General features: G+C 44.0%; 17 protein-coding genes and 1 tRNA gene. 11 read left to right on the forward strand and 7 right to left on the reverse strand.

Translation table 11 applies throughout. From position 1 onward, the window contains the following. Positions 1 to 178: 178 nt before the first annotated feature. On the reverse strand, positions 179 to 1,096 hold the full coding sequence (locus Q0230_RS13195) for a LysR family transcriptional regulator (protein WP_298610620.1): 918 nt from the start codon (positions 1,094 to 1,096) through the stop codon (positions 179 to 181). Positions 1,097 to 1,381: 285 nt separating this feature from the next. Here Q0230_RS13195 and ppsA point away from each other — a divergent pair, with 285 nt between their 5' ends. From ppsA to folD, 3 genes are read left to right on the forward strand one after another with little or no spacing between them, the layout of a single operon-like run. Further along, positions 1,382 to 3,760 carry a phosphoenolpyruvate synthase gene (gene ppsA / locus Q0230_RS13200; protein WP_298610621.1) on the forward strand — a complete coding sequence of 793 codons (2,379 nt, stop codon included), beginning with the start codon at positions 1,382 to 1,384 and terminating at the stop codon, positions 3,758 to 3,760. Positions 3,761 to 3,777: 17 nt separating this feature from the next. Then, the gene (locus Q0230_RS13205) at positions 3,778 to 4,611 is read left to right on the forward strand and encodes a pyruvate, water dikinase regulatory protein (RefSeq protein WP_298610622.1); all 834 of its coding nucleotides are present in this window, start codon (positions 3,778 to 3,780) and stop codon (positions 4,609 to 4,611) included. 54 nt (positions 4,612 to 4,665) lie between these two features. Further along, complete coding sequence (folD, locus tag Q0230_RS13210) at positions 4,666 to 5,520, forward strand: bifunctional methylenetetrahydrofolate dehydrogenase/methenyltetrahydrofolate cyclohydrolase FolD (protein ID WP_298610623.1); 855 nt, start codon at positions 4,666 to 4,668, stop codon at positions 5,518 to 5,520. Positions 5,521 to 5,588: 68 nt separating this feature from the next. On the opposite strand, the gene Q0230_RS13215 is transcribed toward folD, so the two are convergent. After that, entirely contained in the window at positions 5,589 to 6,431 is an 843-nt protein-coding gene (locus tag Q0230_RS13215; protein WP_298610624.1) for a hypothetical protein, read from the reverse strand. 226 nt (positions 6,432 to 6,657) lie between these two features. Then, a complete protein-coding gene (queA, locus tag Q0230_RS13220; RefSeq protein WP_298610625.1) occupies positions 6,658 to 7,704 on the reverse strand; it encodes a tRNA preQ1(34) S-adenosylmethionine ribosyltransferase-isomerase QueA in 1,047 nt (348 codons plus the stop codon). A gap of 74 nt (positions 7,705 to 7,778) precedes the next feature. Here queA and Q0230_RS13225 point away from each other — a divergent pair. After that, positions 7,779 to 7,865, forward strand: a tRNA-Leu gene (locus Q0230_RS13225). A 313-nt stretch (positions 7,866 to 8,178) separates the two neighbouring features. Here Q0230_RS13225 and Q0230_RS13230 read toward each other — a convergent pair. Together Q0230_RS13230 and Q0230_RS13235 are read right to left on the reverse strand one after the other, a co-directional pair. Then, entirely contained in the window at positions 8,179 to 10,077 is a 1,899-nt protein-coding gene (locus Q0230_RS13230) for a response regulator (RefSeq protein WP_298610626.1), read from the reverse strand. A 29-nt stretch (positions 10,078 to 10,106) separates the two neighbouring features. Next, entirely contained in the window at positions 10,107 to 11,327 is a 1,221-nt protein-coding gene (locus Q0230_RS13235; protein ID WP_298610627.1) for an FIST signal transduction protein, read from the reverse strand. Positions 11,328 to 11,619: 292 nt separating this feature from the next. Between Q0230_RS13235 and Q0230_RS13240 the strand changes: the two genes are divergently transcribed. From Q0230_RS13240 to Q0230_RS13270, 7 genes are all read left to right on the forward strand, one after another. After that, complete coding sequence (locus Q0230_RS13240) at positions 11,620 to 12,528, forward strand: PhoH family protein (RefSeq protein WP_298610860.1); 909 nt, start codon at positions 11,620 to 11,622, stop codon at positions 12,526 to 12,528. Further along, a complete protein-coding gene (ybeY, locus tag Q0230_RS13245; protein ID WP_298610628.1) occupies positions 12,525 to 13,004 on the forward strand; it encodes an rRNA maturation RNase YbeY in 480 nt (159 codons plus the stop codon). The genes Q0230_RS13240 and ybeY overlap by 4 nt, the downstream gene beginning before the upstream one ends. A 5-nt stretch (positions 13,005 to 13,009) precedes the next feature. Further along, positions 13,010 to 13,864 carry an HlyC/CorC family transporter gene (locus tag Q0230_RS13250; protein WP_298610629.1) on the forward strand — a complete coding sequence of 285 codons (855 nt, stop codon included), beginning with the start codon at positions 13,010 to 13,012 and terminating at the stop codon, positions 13,862 to 13,864. A 14-nt stretch (positions 13,865 to 13,878) separates the two neighbouring features. Continuing rightward, positions 13,879 to 14,556, forward strand: a complete 678-nt coding sequence (locus Q0230_RS13255; protein ID WP_298610630.1) for a DUF533 domain-containing protein — start codon at positions 13,879 to 13,881, stop codon at positions 14,554 to 14,556. 70 nt (positions 14,557 to 14,626) lie between these two features. Beyond that, positions 14,627 to 16,132, forward strand: a complete 1,506-nt coding sequence (gene lnt / locus Q0230_RS13260) for an apolipoprotein N-acyltransferase (RefSeq protein ID WP_298610631.1) — start codon at positions 14,627 to 14,629, stop codon at positions 16,130 to 16,132. A 16-nt stretch (positions 16,133 to 16,148) separates the two neighbouring features. After that, entirely contained in the window at positions 16,149 to 16,619 is a 471-nt protein-coding gene (locus Q0230_RS13265) for a hypothetical protein (protein WP_298610632.1), read from the forward strand. Between the two features lie 30 nt (positions 16,620 to 16,649). Then, positions 16,650 to 17,600 (forward strand): DUF808 domain-containing protein, encoded by a 951-nt coding sequence (locus tag Q0230_RS13270; RefSeq protein ID WP_298610633.1) that lies wholly within the window; start codon positions 16,650 to 16,652, stop codon positions 17,598 to 17,600. 20 nt (positions 17,601 to 17,620) lie between these two features. Here the strand turns inward: Q0230_RS13270 and Q0230_RS13275 are convergent, their stop codons facing one another. Then, positions 17,621 to 19,147, reverse strand: coding sequence for a peptidoglycan-binding domain-containing protein (locus Q0230_RS13275; RefSeq protein ID WP_298610634.1), 1,527 nt, complete (start codon positions 19,145 to 19,147; stop codon positions 17,621 to 17,623). A 30-nt stretch (positions 19,148 to 19,177) separates the two neighbouring features. After that, positions 19,178 to 20,563, reverse strand: a complete 1,386-nt coding sequence (locus Q0230_RS13280; RefSeq protein ID WP_298610635.1) for a FecR family protein — start codon at positions 20,561 to 20,563, stop codon at positions 19,178 to 19,180. Positions 20,564 to 20,569: the final 6 nt, after the last annotated feature.

The raw sequence follows: 20,569 nt of genomic DNA on the forward strand, positions 1-20,569 counted from the left end.
CTCTAAAAAGTGTCTTAGCATGCCGACTCTGCTTAAAAATTAGCATGACTAAAGTCAATAGCTAGGGGCTAACTAGGGCTAGTTAGCCAAAAATTTAAGAGTATTTGATTTAAATCAGCTTTTAGCTTGGGCTATGGTTTAAGCATTTTGCTATGCACTGTTCCAGTTAGATTTCGTCCTAATCGTCATTGCCAGTGCGACTAAAAAAGAAAGGGTCAAACATTTCTATAAAGCGCTTCGCTTGGGGCGTGAAAAACTTACCACGCCGTACAATCAGCCCATAATTGCGCGATGGGAAATAGTGGTCTAAAGGAATGCCTACAATCTTGTCATGTGGAGTCAAGCAGACATCAGTGACAATAGAAATTCCTACCCCCAGCTCGACATATTTTTTAACAATTTCCCAGCCACCCGCTTCCATACTGACCGAATAAGATACTTCATGTTGGCGGAACACCGTATCTACCATTCGCCAAGTACTTTGATTTTTAGGAGGGAGAATTAGTCCATACGGGCTAATATCTTCTAAACTGATATTCACTTGCTGTGTGAGGGGGTGATCTTCAGGCACAATCAAGATAGAGCGAAAATTCGCAAAGGGTTGATAAATAATACTATCAGGCACTTGCAGTAGGGGGCCAATGGCTAAATCGACCTGATCTTCCAGCAGCATTTTCATACCACTTTGGCCTTCCACATTATGCATATTAATGCGAATACCGGGGTAAGCTTCTTTGAACTGCTGTATGTATTCTGGCAAAACATATAGCGAGGTGGATTGACCAGCAGCAATATCTAATTCACCCATTTCCATTTTACCTAAGCTTGCCGCAAAGGTTTCACGCAAGCCATCAATCCCAGCCGCTAAAGGCTGGACTAATTGATACAGAACTTTACCTTCTGGAGTGAGTTTGACGCTGGGGCCACGGCGTTCGAGCAGTTTTTGCCCCATTTCACGTTCAAGGGCTTGTACTTGTAAAGACACAGTGGGTTGGCTGATATGCAGTTGTTCGGCTGCATGAGTAATATTTTCTTTTTGCGCAACAACGCAAAAGGTACGCAACAGCTTGTAACGTGTCTGTTTATAGTAGTGCATGGCTTTCCTGGGTGCTTAAAGTAAATAGTTGTATGCGTTACTATTGTGCTGATTAATAGTAAAAATTGAAACAATTGATTTTAATAAATCAGTCATCTTTTGTTAAGATCGCGGCCATCAAACATTCATGTAATGTTATCTCATGCTAACTGTGGTGCTTGCGGCGTTCCTAGTGGATGCCGCTCTTTTTTATCCCCCTTTCTATTCAGATGCGTTCTTAGCATTTTTTCGATAAGCTAATCTTCCCCTTTACTAGCCAAATTTTAATCTTTTGGGAGTTTTATAATGGCTGATTATATTTTGTGGTTTGATCAATTAGGCATGCATGACGTCAATATTGTAGGGGGCAAGAATGCGTCACTCGGGGAAATGATAAGTAATTTAGCTAATATGGGGGTTAGCGTTCCCGGTGGGTTTGCGACCACCACTGAAGCCTATCGTGATTTTCTGCAATATGAAGGCTTAGATACACGTATCAACCAATTGCTAGCCAGTTTAAACGTTGATGATATCAATGCATTAACCAATGCAGGCAAAACGATTCGTGACTGGTTGATGGCAGCCCCTTTACCACAAGCCTTATTAGGCTCTGTCACTGAAGCTTATCAAAAGCTTGCAGCAGGTTCGGGTGATACCGCTTCTTTTGCAGTACGTTCTTCTGCAACGGCTGAAGATTTACCGGATGCCTCATTTGCCGGTCAACAAGAAACTTTTCTAAATGTGCGTGGCTTAGATAATGTCATTGCAGCCATTAAAGAGGTATTCGCGTCTTTATACAATGACCGCGCAATTGCTTATCGGGTGCATCAGCATTTTGAGCATGACAAAGTATTCTTGTCAGCGGGTATTCAAAAAATGGCACGCAGCGATATTGGTGCCAGCGGTGTGATGTTTACTTTAGATACTGAATCCGGTTTCCGCGATGCTGTATTTATCACCGGTGCCTATGGTTTAGGTGAAACAGTTGTGCAAGGTGCGGTCAATCCAGACGAGTTTTATGTGTATAAGCCGAATTTAGCGGCTAATCGTCCGGCGATTTTATCGCGGCGGTTAGGCGAAAAAGCTATTGAGATGATTTATGACACTCAAGGCGGCGCACATAATAAAGCAACCTTAACGCGTAATGTTGAAGAGGCGCGTCGCCAGCGCTTCTGCTTAACCGATGAGCAAGTTGAATCCTTAGCGCGTCAAGCTCTCATCATTGAAAAGCATTATGGTCGCCCAATGGATATTGAGTGGGCTTTGGATGGGGGCGATGGCAAGCTGTATATCGTACAAGCCCGCCCTGAAACCGTAGAAAGTCGTGCCAAAAGTACGGTGGTTGAACGTTATCAACTAGCTAGCCAAGGCCAAGTGATTGCAGAAGGCCGTGCGATTGGACAGAAAATTGGCCAAGGTAAGGCACGCATTATTATGAGCATTGCGCAAATGCACGAGGTTCAAGAAGGAGATGTCTTAGTCACTGATATGACAGACCCTGATTGGGAACCGATTATGAAGCGTGCTTCTGCCATCGTGACCAATCGTGGTGGGCGTACTTGCCATGCAGCTATCATTGCGCGCGAGATGGGCATTCCGGCGGTTGTAGGCTGTGGAAATGCGACTGATTTGATTGCCAATGGCGATGAGGTCACCGTGTCTTGTGCTGAGGGTGATACCGGCTTTATTTATGCAGGTTTGCTTGGCTTTGAGCGTATGACCGCAGATACCGGTAACTTGCCCGATTTATCTGTCAAAATCATGATGAATGTAGGTAATCCTGAACGTGCCTTCTCTTTCTCACGTTTGCCGAATGAAGGCGTGGGTTTAGCGCGTTTAGAATTCATCATCAACAATACGATTGGGATTCACCCAAAAGCTTTGATGGAGTTCGACCGTTTACCGGAAGAATTAAAAACCAAAATAGGTAAGAAAATCGCTGGTTACTCTAGCCCAGTTGGTTTCTATGTGGAGAAATTGACAGAAGGCATCGCGACTTTAGCCGCGGCTTTCCATCCGCATAAAGTCATTGTACGCATGTCCGATTTCAAATCGAATGAATACGCGAACTTGCTGGCCGGTGATCGTTATGAGCCACATGAAGAAAATCCAATGATTGGTTATCGTGGAGTCTCGCGTTATTTATCGGCTGATTTCCGTAGTTGCTTTGAGTTGGAATGCCAAGCTTTACGTAAAGTGCGTAATGAAATGGGGCTGACTAATGTCGAAGTGATGATTCCGTTCTGCCGTACTTTAGAAGAAGCTCAGCAAGTCACTGAGCTATTGGCCTCTCAAGGTATTAAGCGCGGTGAAAATGAGCTACGCTTAATCATGATGTGCGAGATTCCATCCAATGCTGTGTTGGCTGAAGAGTTTTTGGAGTATTTCGATGGCTTCTCGATTGGCTCTAATGATATGACTCAGCTATCTTTAGGTTTAGATCGTGACTCAGGTTTAATCGCACATCTATTTGATGAGCGTAATCCTGCTGTGAAAAAACTTTTGAGCATGGCGATTGCAGCTTGTAAGAAGCAGGGTAAGTATGTCGGTATTTGTGGTCAAGGTCCTTCTGATTACCCTGATTTTGCAGTTTGGTTGCATGAGCAGGGGATTAGTAGTATTTCCTTGAACCCCGATACGGTGGTTAATACTTGGTTGCATTTAGCCAGCCTTGAAAAGCACTAAGCCCTAAGGAGTACAGTATGAGCAGGCAAAAACGCACGGTTTACTATTTGTCTGACCGTACTGGCATTACCGCAGAAACTTTGGGTCACAGTTTACTGACCCAATTTGATGGCATTGATTGGAATAAGATCAATGTCCCTTTCTTGGACTCTCTAACCAAGGCGAATGATTTAGCGGCGCGCATTAATGCAGCGGCTGAGCGTGATGGTTGTCGGCCTTTGGTTTTTAGTACTTTAGTGGATGATGGTATTCGGGCAGTCATAGCTCAAGCCAACTGCATGATTTATGATTTCTTTGGTACCTTCATTGGTTCGATGGAGCAAGAGCTACAGCAGCCTTCAGCGCATGCAGTGGGACGTTCACATGGATTGCAAAATAATTCTTCCTACTTTAATCGGATTGCTGCGATTAATTACACGCTAACCAACGACGATGGTGTATCAGCAAAGAACTTTAATGGGGCGGATATTATTCTGGTGGGGGTTTCCCGCTCTGGCAAAACGCCGACCTGTTTATATTTAGCCCTGCAATATGGGATTTCGGCTGCTAATTACCCGCTCACTGAAGAGGATATGGATGCTTTGCGTTTGCCCAAAATTTTGGAACCGTATAAGCATAAGCTGTTTGGCTTAACTTTGAGTGTGGAGCAGTTGCATCTGATCCGCCAAGAGCGCCGTCCAAATAGTCGTTATGCTTCAATGGCGCAATGCGAGCAAGAGCTTGATTGGCAAGAGAAGCTCTATAAGCAACTGAATATTCCCTATATTGATACGACCAATATTTCTATTGAGGAAATCAGCACGATTATTCTCAATGGGAGTGGTTTGAAACGCCATTTGTATGGGCAGTGACAGCAGCCATTAAGACATGCGAAGATGCTGTTCTTTGTGTGCAGAGGACGGAAGATGGTTGCAAAGATAATTGATGGCAAACAGGTGGCTGCTCAAGTTCGCCAAGAAGTCAAAGATAGAGTTGCAGAGCGGATAGCACAGGGTAAACGTCCACCCGGTTTGGCTGTTATTTTAATCGGTAACGATCCTGCCTCGCATGTTTATGTTAGTAACAAGCGCCGTGCTTGTGATGAAGTTGGTATTATTTCACGCTCTTATGATTTACCTGCCGAGACCACCCAGTTCGAACTCTTAAAGATTGTTGATCGTCTTAATAATGATCACACTGTGGATGGTATTTTGATTCAACTACCTTTGCCTGAGCATATTGATACATCCTTAGTGATTGAACGAATTGATCCTGGTAAAGATGTGGATGGTTTTCATCCGACGAATGTTGGGCGCTTGACCTTACGTATTCCTGGTTTGCGTCCTTGTACACCTTATGGGGTAATGCGCTTACTCGAATCCGAAGGGATTAACTGCTTGGGTAAGCATGCAGTGGTGGTCGGTGCCTCTAATATTGTTGGCCGCCCAATGGCTTTAGAGTTGTTATTAGTCGGTGCGACCGTCACAGTGTGCCATCGCTTTACGCCGAATACCCCTGAGCTAATTGCTCAAGCAGATATTGTAGTGGTGGCGATTGGTAAGCCCGGTTTTGTCAAAGCTGAATGGCTGAAACCTGGGGCAGTGGTGATTGACGTAGGTATTAATCGCTTAGAGTCAGGTCGTCTATCGGGCGATGTGGATTATGAGGCAGCGAAAGATAAAGTTGCTTGGATCACACCTGTACCAGGTGGCGTGGGGCCAATGACTGTAGCCATGTTGATGCGCAATACCCTAAATGCTTGTGAAAAGCATCAATTCTAAAATCTGTAGTTAGCATACAAAAGGCATCCCAACAGGATGCCTTTCTAGTTTAAAGCTTAGCTAAAAACTTAATTTTTCTTTGAAGGTTGTTGTGCCAGTTTTTGTAGAACCTCGTCAGATAAAGCGCCAGATTCACGTAAACGGCGAATGACTGAGGCTGGTAGGCACACGATGTCAGAGGAAGCAGCTGGCAATAATTCTTTACCACCACTGCATAAACGGCGCTTATCATCACCTTCTTTTGTTTTGGCAGGATCTTCTGCTAAGTAAGCTGAATTGACCCAGCCATTTTGGCCGGCCCAACGTACTAATTCGAAGGAAACATCGCCACCTTTAGCTACTTTGCCGATCTTGGTGATCCAAGTGCCATTGTGGGGAATTTCAACCGCGATGGCTGATTTCGAACCTTCTTCAACATACATCATTAAGCTTTGGCCGGGGGTTAAGCCACGAACTGAGTAAATAGGTACTGAGCGGAAAGGTAAGCCTTTCGCTTTTTCAGGATAACCACAGCAAACCTTTTGATCTTGTGGAACTTTGGGGTCAGCTAAGCAAGCACGGCGCGCAGCAGCAATACTGGTCGACTCAGCATCATAAGCCAAAGAACTGGATTCAACCCAACCAGTCATATCGTCCCAGCTAATTTTTTCCCACAGAACATCACCAACTAATTGTTGGGCATTACGGCGTACAATCCAGGTCGCGTTATGCGGGATATTTACTAAAATCTCCGCTCCTGGTTTTTTGTACATTTTTAAGACATTACCCGGTGTTCTACCTTTGACTTGGTAAATCTTTGAGCTGTCTGCTGGTAAGGTTAAGGGTGCTGCTAAGGCTTGTACCGAAGCAGTTAATAGAAAGGCACCTGCCATCATGGCAGGAAGAATTTTTTTAAGTAATTGCTTGTCCATGTTTCCTCCGATGAAAAAGACTTGGCCGCTAGCTTGGAGAGTCTTTATCTTCGCTCAGCTTAAAAACCACCTAAGGGGATGGTACGTAGGATGACACTTCAACCCAACACTGTAAAAGTGTACCTCATGATTAGAAAATGGATGCTCAAATCATGATTTTTCCGCAACATGTAGGATACTATATGTTGTAAAAAAGTCACATAAAAACCATTGATAAAGCCTACTTTTAAACAGTTAAACGGCTATTTTTCTGGCGTGTGAGTAGCATAGCATCCCCATAGCTAAAGAAACGATACCCTCCTTTGATAGCGTGCTGGTAAGCTTGTTGAATGGTCTCGTAGCCCGCAAAGGCAGAAACTAAAATTAATAAAGTCGACTGGGGTAGATGAAAATTAGTAATTAATACATCAACGACCTTAAATTCGTATCCTAATTGAATAAATAAGCGAGTATCACCAGTGTAGGGGTGAATTTCACCGCTTTGCGCAGCAGTTTCCAAACTACGTACAGACGTAGTACCCACTGCAATCACCCGTCCACCTCGAGCTTTACAAGCGCGAATTGCCTCACAAGCCTCTTCAGTTACCTCTACATATTCAGCATGCATCCTATGCTCTGATAGGTTCTCAGTGCGCACTGGCTGAAAAGTACCAGCACCCACATGCAAGGTAACGGTCGTAGTTTCAATACCTTGTTCAATAAGTTTAGCCAATAAATTCTGGTCGAAATGTAAGCCTGCTGTTGGTGCTGCTACCGCACCTAATTTTTGCGCATACACGGTTTGGTAGCGCTCACGATCTGAAACAAGATCAGGACGTTCTATATACGGTGGTAGCGGGATATGCCCGTGTTTATCAAGTAGCTCAAACCAGTTTTGTTCAGGCGAAATCGCTAGCTGAAAGAATTCTCCTTCACGTCCTAATACAGTCGCTTGAAAAGCACTTTCCAGCTCTAGGATTGTGCCTACTTTCGGTGCTTTGCTAGCACGAATATGTGCTAAGGCCTGTTGAGCGTTCTGAACCCGCTCAATCAGAACTTCAAGTTTCCCACCACTGGCTTTTTTTCCATATAAGCGGGCTGGTATCACTTTTGTATTGTTAAAAACCAACAGGTCGCCTGCAGTTAGGAATTGATCTAACTCATAAAAATACTTATCAGTGAAAGGGTTAGCTGCCTCCTCAACCACTAATAAGCGGCTACTACTGCGCTCAGTCAGCGGTGCATAGGCAATTAATTCGGGAGGGAGTTGATAATCAAAATCGCTAAGTTTCATGTATACATGATAACACTGCATAAAAATACTTTCCAAATCGCAAAAACTTGGTAGAATACGCGCCTCTACACCTTGCCGGGGTGGCGGAATTGGTAGACGCAGCGGATTCAAAATCCGCCGCTGGTAACAGTGTGCGAGTTCGAGTCTCGCCCTCGGCACCACGTAGAAATCTAGATTCATCTAGTACCTATCTATATAAAGCCTTGAAATCTAACAGTTTCAGGGCTTTTTTATTTCTAGTTAAATTAACTTAGGCTAGATACTATTTAGTAGGCTAGGTATATAAACAGGTAAATGAACCGTCTATGTGGGTAATAGTCGGGTAAAATTACTTATTCAGCTATATCTCCTACTCTTGACTCCTTTGGTGTTTTTCTCAATCCTTATTTTGTTATGAAAAAGCTAAGAATTAACTTTTTCACAGGAAAGAAGCTTTCAGATGCATAAGTTTGGCAAAATTAGCGGTAAATATGCTTAAAACATCTCAATCAATAGCTTACTACTAAGCTGCTTATTCAAGGGCGATAGTTTTAGCCAATGATTGACAGTTTTGAGTATTTCATCTTTTTTTACGGGTTTAGCTAAATAATCATTTAAGCCAGCTGCTAAGCACTTTTCGCGATCATCTTTTAAAGCATTAGCAGTGAGCGCAATAATCGGAACGCTGGCTAGACCATTAGCTTGTTCCCATTCGCGTAATGCTTGGGTAGCACTAAAACCATCCATATCTGGCATATTAATATCCATCAGAATTAAATGATAAGGATAATGAGTAGCCTTATAGAAGGCTTCTTTGCCATTGCTAACTTGATCAATCCGATAGGGCAAACCTTCTAACATAGTCGTGGCGATTAACGCGTTAATTGGATTATCTTCAGCTAGCAAGATGGCAGGTGCCTGATGGGTATCTTGAATGTTTTGATCTTGCTGTAAAAAAGCTGCTTGATTAGGGGTTAAGCTGGCTTTGTGGCGAATTTGTTGAATAAGTAAAGTTTTTAATGCTTTGGCTTTGAGTGGGGTGCAAATGCAGGCATTGACTCCATTCTCATGTTGTTCAGCTTTATCTAAGTCCTGAGAGCTAAGCATAATCAGTGGTAGGCGGTCATAATGCCGATCAGTACGAATAGAGCGTGCCAAGGTTTTACCATCCATTTCAGGTAGTAAGCGCTCTAAGATAATGGCTGAGAAAGGTTCATTCAAAGCAATACTATTGCGGAGCATTTGTAGAGCCTCCATGCCATTATTGGCAATGATGGGCCTAGCATGCCATGCTTTTAAATAGTTTTTTAGAATAGTTTGATGAGTTTGTTGGTCTTCAACGACTAAAACATATCGCCCTGCTAAATAGTCATCGTCAATTTCAAGCGTGTTTACTGGTTTAATAGGTAATTTGAGTTCTACCCAGAATTGGCTACCCTGCTCAGGTATGCTCGTTAACCAAACCCTTCCTGCCATGATATTGACTAGTTCTTTGACAATAGTTAGGCCTAGACCTGTACCACCGTAACGGCGATTAATACTGCCATCTACTTGCACAAAAGATTCGAAAATACTTTCCTGCATTGCTTTGGGAATACCAATTCCTGTATCTCGAATTTCAAAAACTAAATTTGCCTCATTTTCAGTGATTTCACGTACTTCAAGGCTGATTAATACTTCACCTTTTTCAGTGAATTTGATGGCATTGCTCGCTATATTCATTAGTACTTGACGAATCCGCACAACATCGCCAAACACTAACTCGGGAATATCTACTGGTGCGTAACAATAAACCTTTAAATCCTTTTTCTGCGCCATCGTAGCCATCATTTGCCCAATATCTTCGACTAGAGCACGCGGAGAAAAGTCGATTTTCTCTAAACTGAGCTGGCCAGATTGAATTTTTGAGTAGTCCAAAATATTACTCACCAATTCCAACATCACCTCACAAGAGCTATAGGCCGTGTTAATGAAAGTAGCTTGGCGTTCGTCTAACTTGGTTTCACGTAAGACATCTAAAGAACCCATCACCCCATGAATAGGGGTACGTAATTCATGGCTCATATTGGCCATGAAACGGGTCTTCTGCTCAGATTTATGTAAAGCATCAATGCGTTGAGCGCTTTCTTGTTTTAAATTTTCATAAAGCGTATTCATCTCTTGAGAAGACACTTCTAGGGAGCGTTCTAAAACATAATAAGCCTCATGATGGCTTGTGTAAGTGCTATCAATAATATGTAGAAGTTTCGCCCATTGTTCTTGGCTAGTCGGTAAATCACTTGTGGTCAGTTGACAGCGCTTTAATTGAGCTGCAAGGCGGTGGCTAATGGCCTGCCCAGACTCATTTTCAGGATTAAGTTTATTATGATTATTTTCAATGAGTGCTGATGTCATAGTTTCCGTCTCAAAACGCTCAGTGCATCTTAGCTAGCGTCCTGTTCGTAAATGGCGGTTAAGGTAATAGTTTGATTATGGAGTTCGCATAACCCATAACTAGGGATAGCAAGGCAAGTGCTACAGTCACCGGTACTGCAATAAGGCGAATTTTCTGGTTCCCGCCTGACGTGATGGGGTGCCAGTTCACCAAACGAGTAATAGCCAATTTGTTGGATATGTTTAGGTAAGTTAGAGCAGACGGCAGTTAACTCCAAGCCAGCTTCTTCTGCCATTAAACCGCGCCGTGCGCCACAACTAATAGTTAGTACCAGCATCGTCTGATCTTGATGATCTTTAATAGCCGCTGCTAATTGCGCACTAGCTTCGTAGGCTCCATTGACTAAGGTACTTATACTGACATGGACAAGTTGTGCAGTGCTATTTTCGGGAATATCGCCTGCAAAAATCAGAGTCTGTGTTGCCTCATCTAATACCATCGGGGTTCGGATCAGGCTATATGGCTTATTTTTAGGACGAATCGCTAATGGAAAGTGCAAACTGTTTTTAGTCAGATTAGTAGACTGTTTACCTAAATACTGCTTATAGAGTTCCATAGCAGGTCGATTGTCTAGCGTATAAAGTTTATTACCATTGGCAAGGGTCACTTGTCGTTCAGGACCTATTGCACTCCAGCCAACACGTACTGCAGTTTTTAACTGAATCGTTTCGCCATAAAAACCGAGAGCAACCACTTGTTGGCTTTGTGGTAATTGATTAGCAAGTGTCCATGTTGAAGTAAATTGTTGTGAGTCACCTGCCAAGCCTCCTACTATGACTACGGAACGAGAGAGCTTGTGATTCATCGCCTCACTGAGTTTGGCACCATTGGTTTTAAGGCCATCACTAAACACCAATACAGCTTTTAAATCAGGATCAATTAACTCATCTGCTAAAGCTTGCCCGACTGCAAAAGAATCCGCTTGACCGTGAATAGGGCATTTGGTCAGGCGCAAGCAAGTATTCTGAAAACGGGTAATATTGACAGTGAGGGTTTCATCCAAAATTCCACCAGCTTGAATAGTGCCATAGCCTGAGCAACCTAGAAGAAGGGCTTGAGAGTAATGAGTGATTAAGGCTTGTATAGCAGACCCATGCTCTTGCCAGTTAGCTGGACCAAAAATTAGAACTAAGGTTTGTGGAGAGTCAATTTCAGGAAAAACAGCACTCCAACCATTTTTAGGGGTATAGTGTAAGGAGTACGTTTCCATGCAAAACCTCAGCGTCTATTATTGTAATGTTTTTAAGGCTAAGACTTATGAAACCCATATGGTTTGTTTCATTTGGTTACATTCTAGCATAATAATTATTCGTGATATATTCCCATCCGTCGTATGGTTGTCATCTATTCTCAGGAGAATACTGACACCCTAGATTAGGCTATAATGATAATTTTCAAAATTAGGAAAGTACTTTAGTTTGACTACTGTTAATCAAGAAGCTCAAGAAGGTGAGTTAGCCACCGTCCGTTTTGAGCTTAATCCGGTAAATACCGAGCGCTTAATGAATCTCAGTGGCCAGTTTGATCAGCATTTACGCCAAATTGAAGCTAGATTAGGTGTCGAAATCAGTAATCGTGGGCATCTATTTGCAGTAACTGGCCATCCCCATATTGTCCAGAAAGCCATTAATCTACTGCACAATCTGTATGCAGAAACTGTACACACCACACTGAATCCCAGCAAATTACATCTGTTCATGCAGGAGGCGAATTTAGAGCAAATCGCTTATGCAGGGGATAATGTTAAAATCCGCACGCGACGTGGTTATATTCGCCCAAAAGGCTTCTCTCAAGCCCGTTATGTGCAAAATATCCGAAATCACGATGTTAATTTTGGGGTTGGCCCTGCCGGTACGGGTAAGACTTGGTTAGCGGTTGCTTGTGCTGTTGAGGCTTTAGAGCAGGATGAGGTGCGACGCTTAGTCTTGGTTCGTCCAGCGGTGGAGGCAGGCGAGAAGTTGGGTTTCTTACCGGGTGATCTCTCACAAAAGATTGATCCTTATTTACGCCCCATGTATGACGCCTTATTTGAGATGCTTGGTATTGAAAAAGTTAATCGTCTGATTGAGCATAATGTGATTGAAGTGGCTCCATTAGCTTATATGCGCGGACGGACTTTAAACGATGCCTTTATTCTTTTAGATGAGGCACAAAATACTACGATTGAGCAAATGAAAATGTTCCTCACGCGTTTAGGTTTCGGTTCACGTGCAGTCATTACTGGGGATATTACTCAGGTCGATTTACCACGCCAGCAAACTTCGGGTTTAAAGCATGTTCTAGGTATTCTCAAAGAGGTACCGGGGATTAGCTTTACTTGGTTCCAAGGTCAAGATGTGGTGCGTCATGAGCTAGTGCAAAAGATTGTGGCTGCTTATGAACGCCATGATCATCAGCGAGGTGATGCATGAGCTTAGTGGTCGAAATCCAAAACCCAGAGGCCTTTCATTCGATTCCTGCTGATGACTTAATCGAGCAATGGGCGCGTGCTGCTTGGTTGGATGAAAACGAAGCCAGTGTGGTGATTCGCATTGTCGGCACTGAGGAAGGCTTAGAGTTGAACCAAAGTTTTCGGCATAAAGACTATCCAACCAATGTTTTATCCTTCCCTTATGAGCCTTCTGAGTTTGAATTAGAGTTTTTAGAAGCAGAAGAACTCGGCCATCTTGGCGACTTAGTTTTGTGTTTGCCAGTGGTGGAGCGCGAAGCCGCTGAGCAAAATAAGCCTGTACAGCATCATTGGGCACATTTAATTGTGCATGGCTTGTTACATTTACAAGGCTTTGATCACGAAGACAGTGAAGTTGAAGCTGACATTATGGAAGCACGAGAAATTGCAATTTTAAACCAATTGGGCATGCCCAATCCTTATGAATCTAACGAATAGGTAACATGAAAAACAATGAACTAGCCAGTTCCCAACCACGACCACGTTGGAAACAATGGCTAATTGATCATCTTGATCTGGCTTCGCAAACACCGAGCCAATTGATGGATGATTTACAACGGGCTAATGATAAAAATATTCTCCACACCGATGAAGTTAAAATGATTCAAGGTGTTTTGGAGTTTGGTAGTCGTCAAGTGCGGGAGATTATGATTCCGCGTTCACAAATCAGTTTTATCGAGCATGATGCAAACTTTCCTGAAATTCTGACGGCGATTGCGGAAACCGAGCATTCGCGTTATCCAGTCATGAATAAAAGTAAGGATGAACTGGTTGGCATTCTGATTGCAAAAGATCTGCTCCAATATATTGGGCGCGCTGATAGTTTCGCGATGAATGATATTGTGCGCCCCGCTTTGTTGGTGCCGGAAAGTCAGCGCCTTAATCGCTTATTAGCCGAGTTTCGCAATAGCCGTAGTCACATGGCGGTCGTGCTAGATGAATATGCAGGTGTGACCGGCTTAGTCACCTTTGAGGATGTGCTGGAGCAAATTGTTGGGGATATTGATGATGAACATGATGGCGAAGAGGACTTGAATATTCGTCAACAAGCACCCAATGTCTATTTGGTCGACGCTACGACCACTGTGAGCGAACTCAATGAAGTCTTAGGTACCAAGTTTGTGTTGGAAGATTATGAAACAGTGGCAGGTTTAGTCATGCATGCGATGGGTAAAATCCCAAGTATGGGTGAGGAAGTTGTCTTGGAGGATGTGTTATTCCGCATTCTCGAAAGTGATAGTCGGCGCATTTTATTATTAGAGGTTCAAACAGAATTGAACCCAAGTACTACCGAGTAAATCGAGAGGAACGCATGGATATTAATAATTTACTAGAGCAATTGTTAAAGGCTGGCAAAGATACGGCGCAAAAAGGCCAAACGATGGCTGAGCAGAAATTGGGTATTCCGGCAGAAGGCGGTCAACGTGATTCAATGCTCTCCGGCATGAAAACGGGTGCAGCCGCTGCGGGGGTGTTAGCGCTATTATTAGGCACTCGTGCTGGGCGCAAAGTCACTGGTGTGGGTTTAAAAGTAGGTAGCTTAGCAGCTTTAGGTGGTTTGGCTTATCAGATGTATAACCGCTGGCAGGCAGATAATAGCACTACAACTACTGTGGATAACCCAAGCCCGACTCTTTTGCCTGCTCCTGAAAAGCAACCTGTGCTCTCCAGTGAGCTGTTGTTAAAAGCAATGGTGGCGGCGGCTAAAGCCGATGGTCAAGTTGATGAGCATGAGCTTGCTACGATTCGTAATAAAATGGCTGAGCTACATATTGATCAAGATGTCAACGACATGTTGATGAATGCCTTAGTTAAACCTTTAGGTGCGAAAGAAGTCGCTGCTTTAGCCAAAGGGGATAAGCAGGCAGGTTTAGAGTTGTATCTCGTTTCTTCCCTGTTATTAGATAAAAGCCAAGAAGCCGAGCGTGTCTATTTGAGTGATTTACAAACTGCGTTGGGCTTACCGGATGCGGTAGTTGCTTTGGCTTAAAGCATAGAAAATGCATGGCACAAGGAGAAGGCTGGGGTATAATCCAGCCTTTTCCTTTTGAGCGTCTTGCATGTTGTCGTTTCGCGCCCAAATTTCTTGGTGGGACTACTTGTTAGCCTTCCTTGCTGGTTTAGTGTCGGTCTTTGCCTTTGCTCCCTTTGCTTGGTGGCCGATTGCCTTCTTAACACCTGCTGTATTCTTCTGGCTAAATCTGAAGCCTCTGCAACGCTGGCAACGCTTACGTCTTGCTTGGGTGTTTGGGATTGGACTCTTTGCGGGGGGAGCACACTGGATTTATTTCAGTATCCACTACTTTGGCGGAGCGAATATTTTTCTTTCAACGGCGATGGTTGCAGCCTTTGTAGTGCTCATCGCTTTGATGCTGATGCTGTTTGGTCTGATTGCCTCATTTTTTCCTTATCAAACCAATGAGTCGAAGCTGCTACTGGTATTTCCAGCCGCTTGGTGTCTGACTGAATGGTTTCGTGGCTGGTTCTTGACAGGTTTTCCTTGGCTACAGTTAGGCCATAGTCAAACCGATACTTTCTTAGCTAATTATGCCCCCATTTTTGGTTCCCTAGGGATTAGCTGGTTAGTGGCTGTAGGTGCAGGTGCTTTAGTTTTAATAACCATTGGTGAACGCTTACAAAAAATATATGCGGGCGCTTTACTTGCTTTGTTATTTGTAGGTGGCTATGGCTTAAGCTTCATTAACTGGACTCAGCCAGTAGGTGAAAAGCTGTTCGTGAGCCTGATTCAGGCCAATATTCCGCAAGAAGAAAAATGGTTGCCTGAATTCCGTAATCAGCATATCCAAAAGCATATTGATATGATGGAGCCACGCATTACCAGTTCGCATATTATCATTTGGCCGGAAACAGCTATTTTTGATACTTTCCAGCGCTCGATGGATGATGTAGTAAAACCTTTGCAAGAATCTTTCAAAACGGCTGAAACTGATTTGCTGATGGGGGGCTTTCAGTATGAGCAATCTACTGATCATATGTATAACGCGATTATGTCGGTGCGGGATTTAGACGTGTATGGCAAGCGTCATTTAGTGCCTTTCAGTGAATATACCCCTTTCTTGGAATATCTCCGCTGGCTAGAGAATTTTATTATGTTGCCTTACGAGAACGTTGCTCCTTGGAAGGGTAAAGTTAATTTGCAGGTTGCGGGACAGCCCATGCGTATGTCCGTTTGCTATGAAGACGCTTATGGCGAGGAAATGATTGATGGCTTGCCGGAAGCGACCATGTTAGTGAATGTGAGCAATGACGGCTGGTTTACTGGTTCGATTGAACCGGCTCAGCATGCGCAAATAGCTCGTTTCCGTGCGATTGAAACAGGGCGCTATTTGTTACGGGCGACCAATAATGGTATCAGCGCGATTATTAATGAGAAAGGCAAAGTCGTCGTCACCGGGCCTCAATATCAAGAGGTGGTCGTTGAAGAGTTTGCCCAGCCTATGCAAGGCATTACTCCCTATATTCGGTGGGGCAACTGGTTCTTAATTCCTATGCTAACGATTGCGCTGGTCGTAGTCGGTTGGTTGGGGCGTGGAAAATTCCGTTAACCAGTTGGAGTTGATAATGCGTAATAAAATTTTGGTGTGTTTAGGCTTACTAGCTAGCTTAGTTGTGGTCAGTAGTGTGCAAGCTGATGAAGTTTGGGAGAGTAATTCAGGGCAGATTGTATATGAGGCTGAAATGGGACCCACAGCAGTTTGGTCGTATGGTAGCCCGCAAGAGCCTGGAGTGATTTACCTACTCGGTCTAGCAAAAGTTTATAGCAATCGCACTAGCTATCCGGGTTATTGGGCGAAAAATACCTCGAAAAAAGCCTGTGATACTCAGCGCCCCGGCATTAATGGGCAGATGACTTCCTATTGGGGGCGTTTCAATGTGAAATTCTTGGATAAAGATTTCCCTTCACGTTGGGAGGCGACTTGGAGCTACTGTGATGGGGCTGATGAGGCTTTAAAAGTGCAGGCTAAGCCCGTAGTAGGTACAGCCAATCAGCCTAATAATTTGCAAACTAACCCAGCACCGGCTATTAAATAAACGTTTTAGGTATAAATTTCCGGAGTCAGTATGGCGGGAGCCAGTCTATTAGCTGTTTTTGATGATATTGCTGCCATCTTAGATGATATTTCCGTCATGACCAAGGTTGCTGCCAAGAAAACGGCAGGTGTCTTAGGTGACGATTTAGCTTTGAATGCTCAGCAAGTCGCAGGAGTGACTGCTGAGCGTGAATTGCCAGTTGTCTGGGCAGTGGCAAAAGGCTCGTTCTGGAATAAAGTCATTTTAGTTCCAGCCGCTTTAGCGATTAGTGCGATTGCGCCGTGGCTAATTACGCCCTTATTGATGTTGGGTGGCGCTTATCTGTGCTTTGAAGGGTTTGAAAAAATCTATCACAAGGTTTTCCATCATGCCGAAGAAGAGCAGCACCATAACGAAGAACTGCAAGCGTTAGCCGATCCTACAGTGGATATGCTTGAGTTTGAGAAGGACAAAATTAAGGGTGCGATTCGTACCGATTTTATTCTCTCTGCAGAGATTATTGTCATTGCCCTAGGCACAGTGAAAGATGCGCCCTTTAGCTCACAAGTCTTAGTGGTGTCACTGATTGCTTTGATTATGACCATTGGTGTGTATGGCTTAGTAGCGGGTATCGTTAAACTGGATGATGCGGGGTTACACTTATTGAAAGATACTGCTCAAAGTACATGGGCAGGATTTAAACGCTCTTTGGGACGCGGTTTACTAGCCTTTGCACCAATTTTGATGAAGACCTTATCGATTGTCGGTACCTTAGCGATGTTTATGGTGGGGGGCAGTATTTTGGCACATGGCTTGCCCCATTCGCATGAGTTTTTAGAGGGAGGGGCAGCGTTTGTACGTCAAGTGAGTGGTCTAGGTAATCTCTTGGGTGCTATCACACCCACCCTGTTAAGTACCTTTATTGGAATTGTCGCAGGTGGTTTGGTGTTATTAGTGTGGTCGCCGCTTAGTCAGTTGATCAGTAAAATGAAAGGGGCTTAAAGCCCCTTTTTTATCTCAGCCTAGCCCCAGCGAGCTACTATTAATTTGCCACCGCCTTTTTGTTCCATTAGGGTAGTGCGTGCACTATAGCGAGTATCCACGATGTAACTCGGTTCTGAAGAGTAAGTGACCTCTGAGCTAGTAATTCGCCCCACGTCATTCAGTTCGACTGTTACTTCTTCGGAATAGGTATTCACAATCGACAGACCCACGCCCTCGACACTAGTGGCTGAAGAAGCATCCCGTACATCATCATAAGAACCCACTGCCATCACGATCTTACGGGTATGACCCGCAGTATCTTTTTCTACTTTGACTACAGTCACGGTATGATCGAATTTCCCATCACCACTATGGTCGATGAAAATAATATTGCCTGCCACCAGTTGATCAACAGGCAACTCTGGTTTGGAGCTATCGCCACGATTGTCATAATTAGAACTCCAGTCAAATAAACGCGTACAAGACTGAGCTACACGATCCGCGCTAATTTCGGGATAATGCACATTCACTCCATACAGCATGGAATGCTGTGAATCGAGTGCTTGTACATTTAAGATTGCTCCATAACCGGGCCGCGATACGCGCAAACCTTCACTACTCAGCAGTTTGTCGGCGCGGCTGAATAAACCTTGAGTTTTATCGCTAGTGGCAATAATCCATTTCTTTTCAGCGCTGGTACTACGTAGGACTGGATGTGGCAGAGTGATCATCCGATCTTCGCGCAGTTGTTTACGGAACTGATCCATAAAAAAGAGGGCAATATTTTTACAGTCGCCTTCTACTCGATTGCGCTTCATCACTTCCCAATAAAAACCGACGAACTGCCCAAAAGCTGCCCGAATTTCTGGACTACCCCAAGTAAACACTTCGGCTGTGCTACGAATCGTTAGAACAGGTAAACCTAAACCACGGAAATTGGATAAATAAGCCAAAGGATCAGTTGCTTTAGCCGCCGGTGCTCGCAGGTCAAGACTAACCACTGCTCGGTCTAAAGCCGCTAAAGTAGTTGCATCGACAATACCCGTTGCCGCTAAAGCTTTAGAATTTTGGAAGTTAATTAAGGCTAGCTCGGTCATACCACCAAAGCTACCATCGCATAAGCTACGCAAAAAACCTAAGCGTCCTAAAGTATATTGCACTGCTACGACACTAGTACCACTAGAGCCTCGTGCTAAATTGTTGGTAAGCCCACGTGGAAAAGCTTTAGCTAAGGCTCGATCCGCTAGATTACCCGTACTAACCGGGGGAACAGAGGGGGTAGATGTTGTGGTGACCAATTCGCGAATCGCCGCTACCATTTTTCCTACCGTCGTAGGGGCATTAGTCGTGCCTAGATCTAAGGAGAGTGAAGAACCATTCACATCAAAGCGATCTAAGGCTGTAAACAGATAGGTAAATTCAGTACCACTAATAACGCCATTGCGGTTCAAATCTAAGCTTGACCAGTTTAAGCCAGCCAAACGAGAGTCTTGGCTAGCACGAGTAATGCTTAGGCTTTTATTGGCCATTTCTTGTAAAAAATCAGTGCGGCTTAAACTGGGCATGGCTGACTCCTTGGGTTTATTCAGCTAAGTTTAGTTGCCATCCGGCTGTTGGATAAGAAAAGCGCCATTGATATTGTTAGCTGCATTAGTTCTATCCGTCATATTGAATCCGCCGACAATACCTTGGCCAGAGTTGCCAACAAAATCACCGCTAATTGAGCCATTAACTTGGCTAGCATGATGTGTTGTGTCATTCGTTAATTGACCCCCTTGAAAGTTTAGTTTTAAGTCACCGGAGCTAAGCTGCCCATCAAATTGACCTTGCCATGTATGATTGGGGACATTAGCACTAATTTGACCATTCGTGACTTTGCCACTATCAAAATTAATATTCATCCCAACTTTCAGTTGACTGACTGTACCCATACTACTTTGTGCAGAACTTGCTAGTAGATGGCTATAAGTAGCTGAGCCACTACGCTGTTCCAGTATGGTTTTAGGTGTGCCTTGATAAGAAATCCACATCAAGCCTTGTTGATTAGTTATCGGGCTGCCTGATTGAGCCGTGTAATCAGCCCAACGTCCCCATTTCACATCAAACTGGTTTAAGGGTTTTTCGTTTTGCTTTACATGGTCGATGCTTGTATGTAAATACTCATTTTTGAGCTTTAAAGTAGGCGTGCCTTGCTCATCCTCACTAGCAGAGCCTTTAACAGCTGCACTAGAGGGAGTAATGATAATCGCTTTACGCGCTAGCTCTGGTTCTTCAGGTAAATTACCATCCCGAGGTTTTACTAATACTTGGCTTTCAAAGCTTGCGTTAGGCAACATGGCGATGGTAGTTGCATTTGAGCGTGGCTTAGTTTTCTTTTCAGTAAAAATGCGCGGTGCTTCCTGTAAAAGCTCGCATTGACCGCTATGGTTTACAAAGGCAAAGTTCGCTGCTTGCCCACTACCAATCCTCAAGTCACAAGCACCTGAGTAGGTTTTGACAGTAATCCCACCTTTCCATGCCGCTAAATACATGCCTTCTTTAGCAAGCGCTACTTCATAAAAAGTTCCACGAATCCCAATGGTCGCGGTTGGAGTTTTGAGTTGGTATTCGGATTTATTTTGCTTCCCAATCGCGCCAGAAATGGTGCGTAAACCGCCAGAAAGTAATTCCATAAGAACATTACCATGCTTGCCATCGGCATTAAGCTGATAGTTTTCTAAGCGCAATTCAGAGTTTTCATACAGCTCAATATAAGCATCATCCACCATGCGAAACTGTGCAGTGGAGTCCTTAGCAGAACGAATAATGTCAGAGCGATACACATTGCTTAAACGCTTAATTGCAGTTTGTGCGCCATACCGTTCTGCTTGAATACTGCCTTTGGCTAATAAAGTTATCCCTAGGTTTTCATTCGTAGTGGCTAGAGCAGCAGGAGCAATCAGGAGTAAGCAAAGAAAGCTGGTGATAGATGGATTGAACATGGGTAG

Origin of the sequence: uncultured Thiothrix sp. (genome assembly GCF_937876535.1) — a bacterium.
In the GTDB taxonomy this organism is placed as follows: domain Bacteria; phylum Pseudomonadota; class Gammaproteobacteria; order Thiotrichales; family Thiotrichaceae; genus Thiolinea.

Coding starts and splice junctions, on each gene's coding strand:
- Q0230_RS13195 (WP_298610620.1), bottom strand. CDS start 1,096: ATGCACTACTATAAACAGACACGTTACAAGCTGTTGCGTACCTTTTGC.
- ppsA (WP_298610621.1), top strand. CDS start 1,382: ATGGCTGATTATATTTTGTGGTTTGATCAATTAGGCATGCATGACGTC.
- Q0230_RS13205 (WP_298610622.1), top strand. CDS start 3,778: ATGAGCAGGCAAAAACGCACGGTTTACTATTTGTCTGACCGTACTGGC.
- folD (WP_298610623.1), top strand. CDS start 4,666: ATGGTTGCAAAGATAATTGATGGCAAACAGGTGGCTGCTCAAGTTCGC.
- Q0230_RS13215 (WP_298610624.1), bottom strand. CDS start 6,431: ATGGACAAGCAATTACTTAAAAAAATTCTTCCTGCCATGATGGCAGGT.
- queA (WP_298610625.1), bottom strand. CDS start 7,704: ATGAAACTTAGCGATTTTGATTATCAACTCCCTCCCGAATTAATTGCC.
- Q0230_RS13230 (WP_298610626.1), bottom strand. CDS start 10,077: ATGACATCAGCACTCATTGAAAATAATCATAATAAACTTAATCCTGAA.
- Q0230_RS13235 (WP_298610627.1), bottom strand. CDS start 11,327: ATGGAAACGTACTCCTTACACTATACCCCTAAAAATGGTTGGAGTGCT.
- Q0230_RS13240 (WP_298610860.1), top strand. CDS start 11,620: ATGAATCTCAGTGGCCAGTTTGATCAGCATTTACGCCAAATTGAAGCT.
- ybeY (WP_298610628.1), top strand. CDS start 12,525: ATGAGCTTAGTGGTCGAAATCCAAAACCCAGAGGCCTTTCATTCGATT.
- Q0230_RS13250 (WP_298610629.1), top strand. CDS start 13,010: ATGAAAAACAATGAACTAGCCAGTTCCCAACCACGACCACGTTGGAAA.
- Q0230_RS13255 (WP_298610630.1), top strand. CDS start 13,879: ATGGATATTAATAATTTACTAGAGCAATTGTTAAAGGCTGGCAAAGAT.
- lnt (WP_298610631.1), top strand. CDS start 14,627: ATGTTGTCGTTTCGCGCCCAAATTTCTTGGTGGGACTACTTGTTAGCC.
- Q0230_RS13265 (WP_298610632.1), top strand. CDS start 16,149: ATGCGTAATAAAATTTTGGTGTGTTTAGGCTTACTAGCTAGCTTAGTT.
- Q0230_RS13270 (WP_298610633.1), top strand. CDS start 16,650: ATGGCGGGAGCCAGTCTATTAGCTGTTTTTGATGATATTGCTGCCATC.
- Q0230_RS13275 (WP_298610634.1), bottom strand. CDS start 19,147: ATGCCCAGTTTAAGCCGCACTGATTTTTTACAAGAAATGGCCAATAAA.
- Q0230_RS13280 (WP_298610635.1), bottom strand. CDS start 20,563: ATGTTCAATCCATCTATCACCAGCTTTCTTTGCTTACTCCTGATTGCT.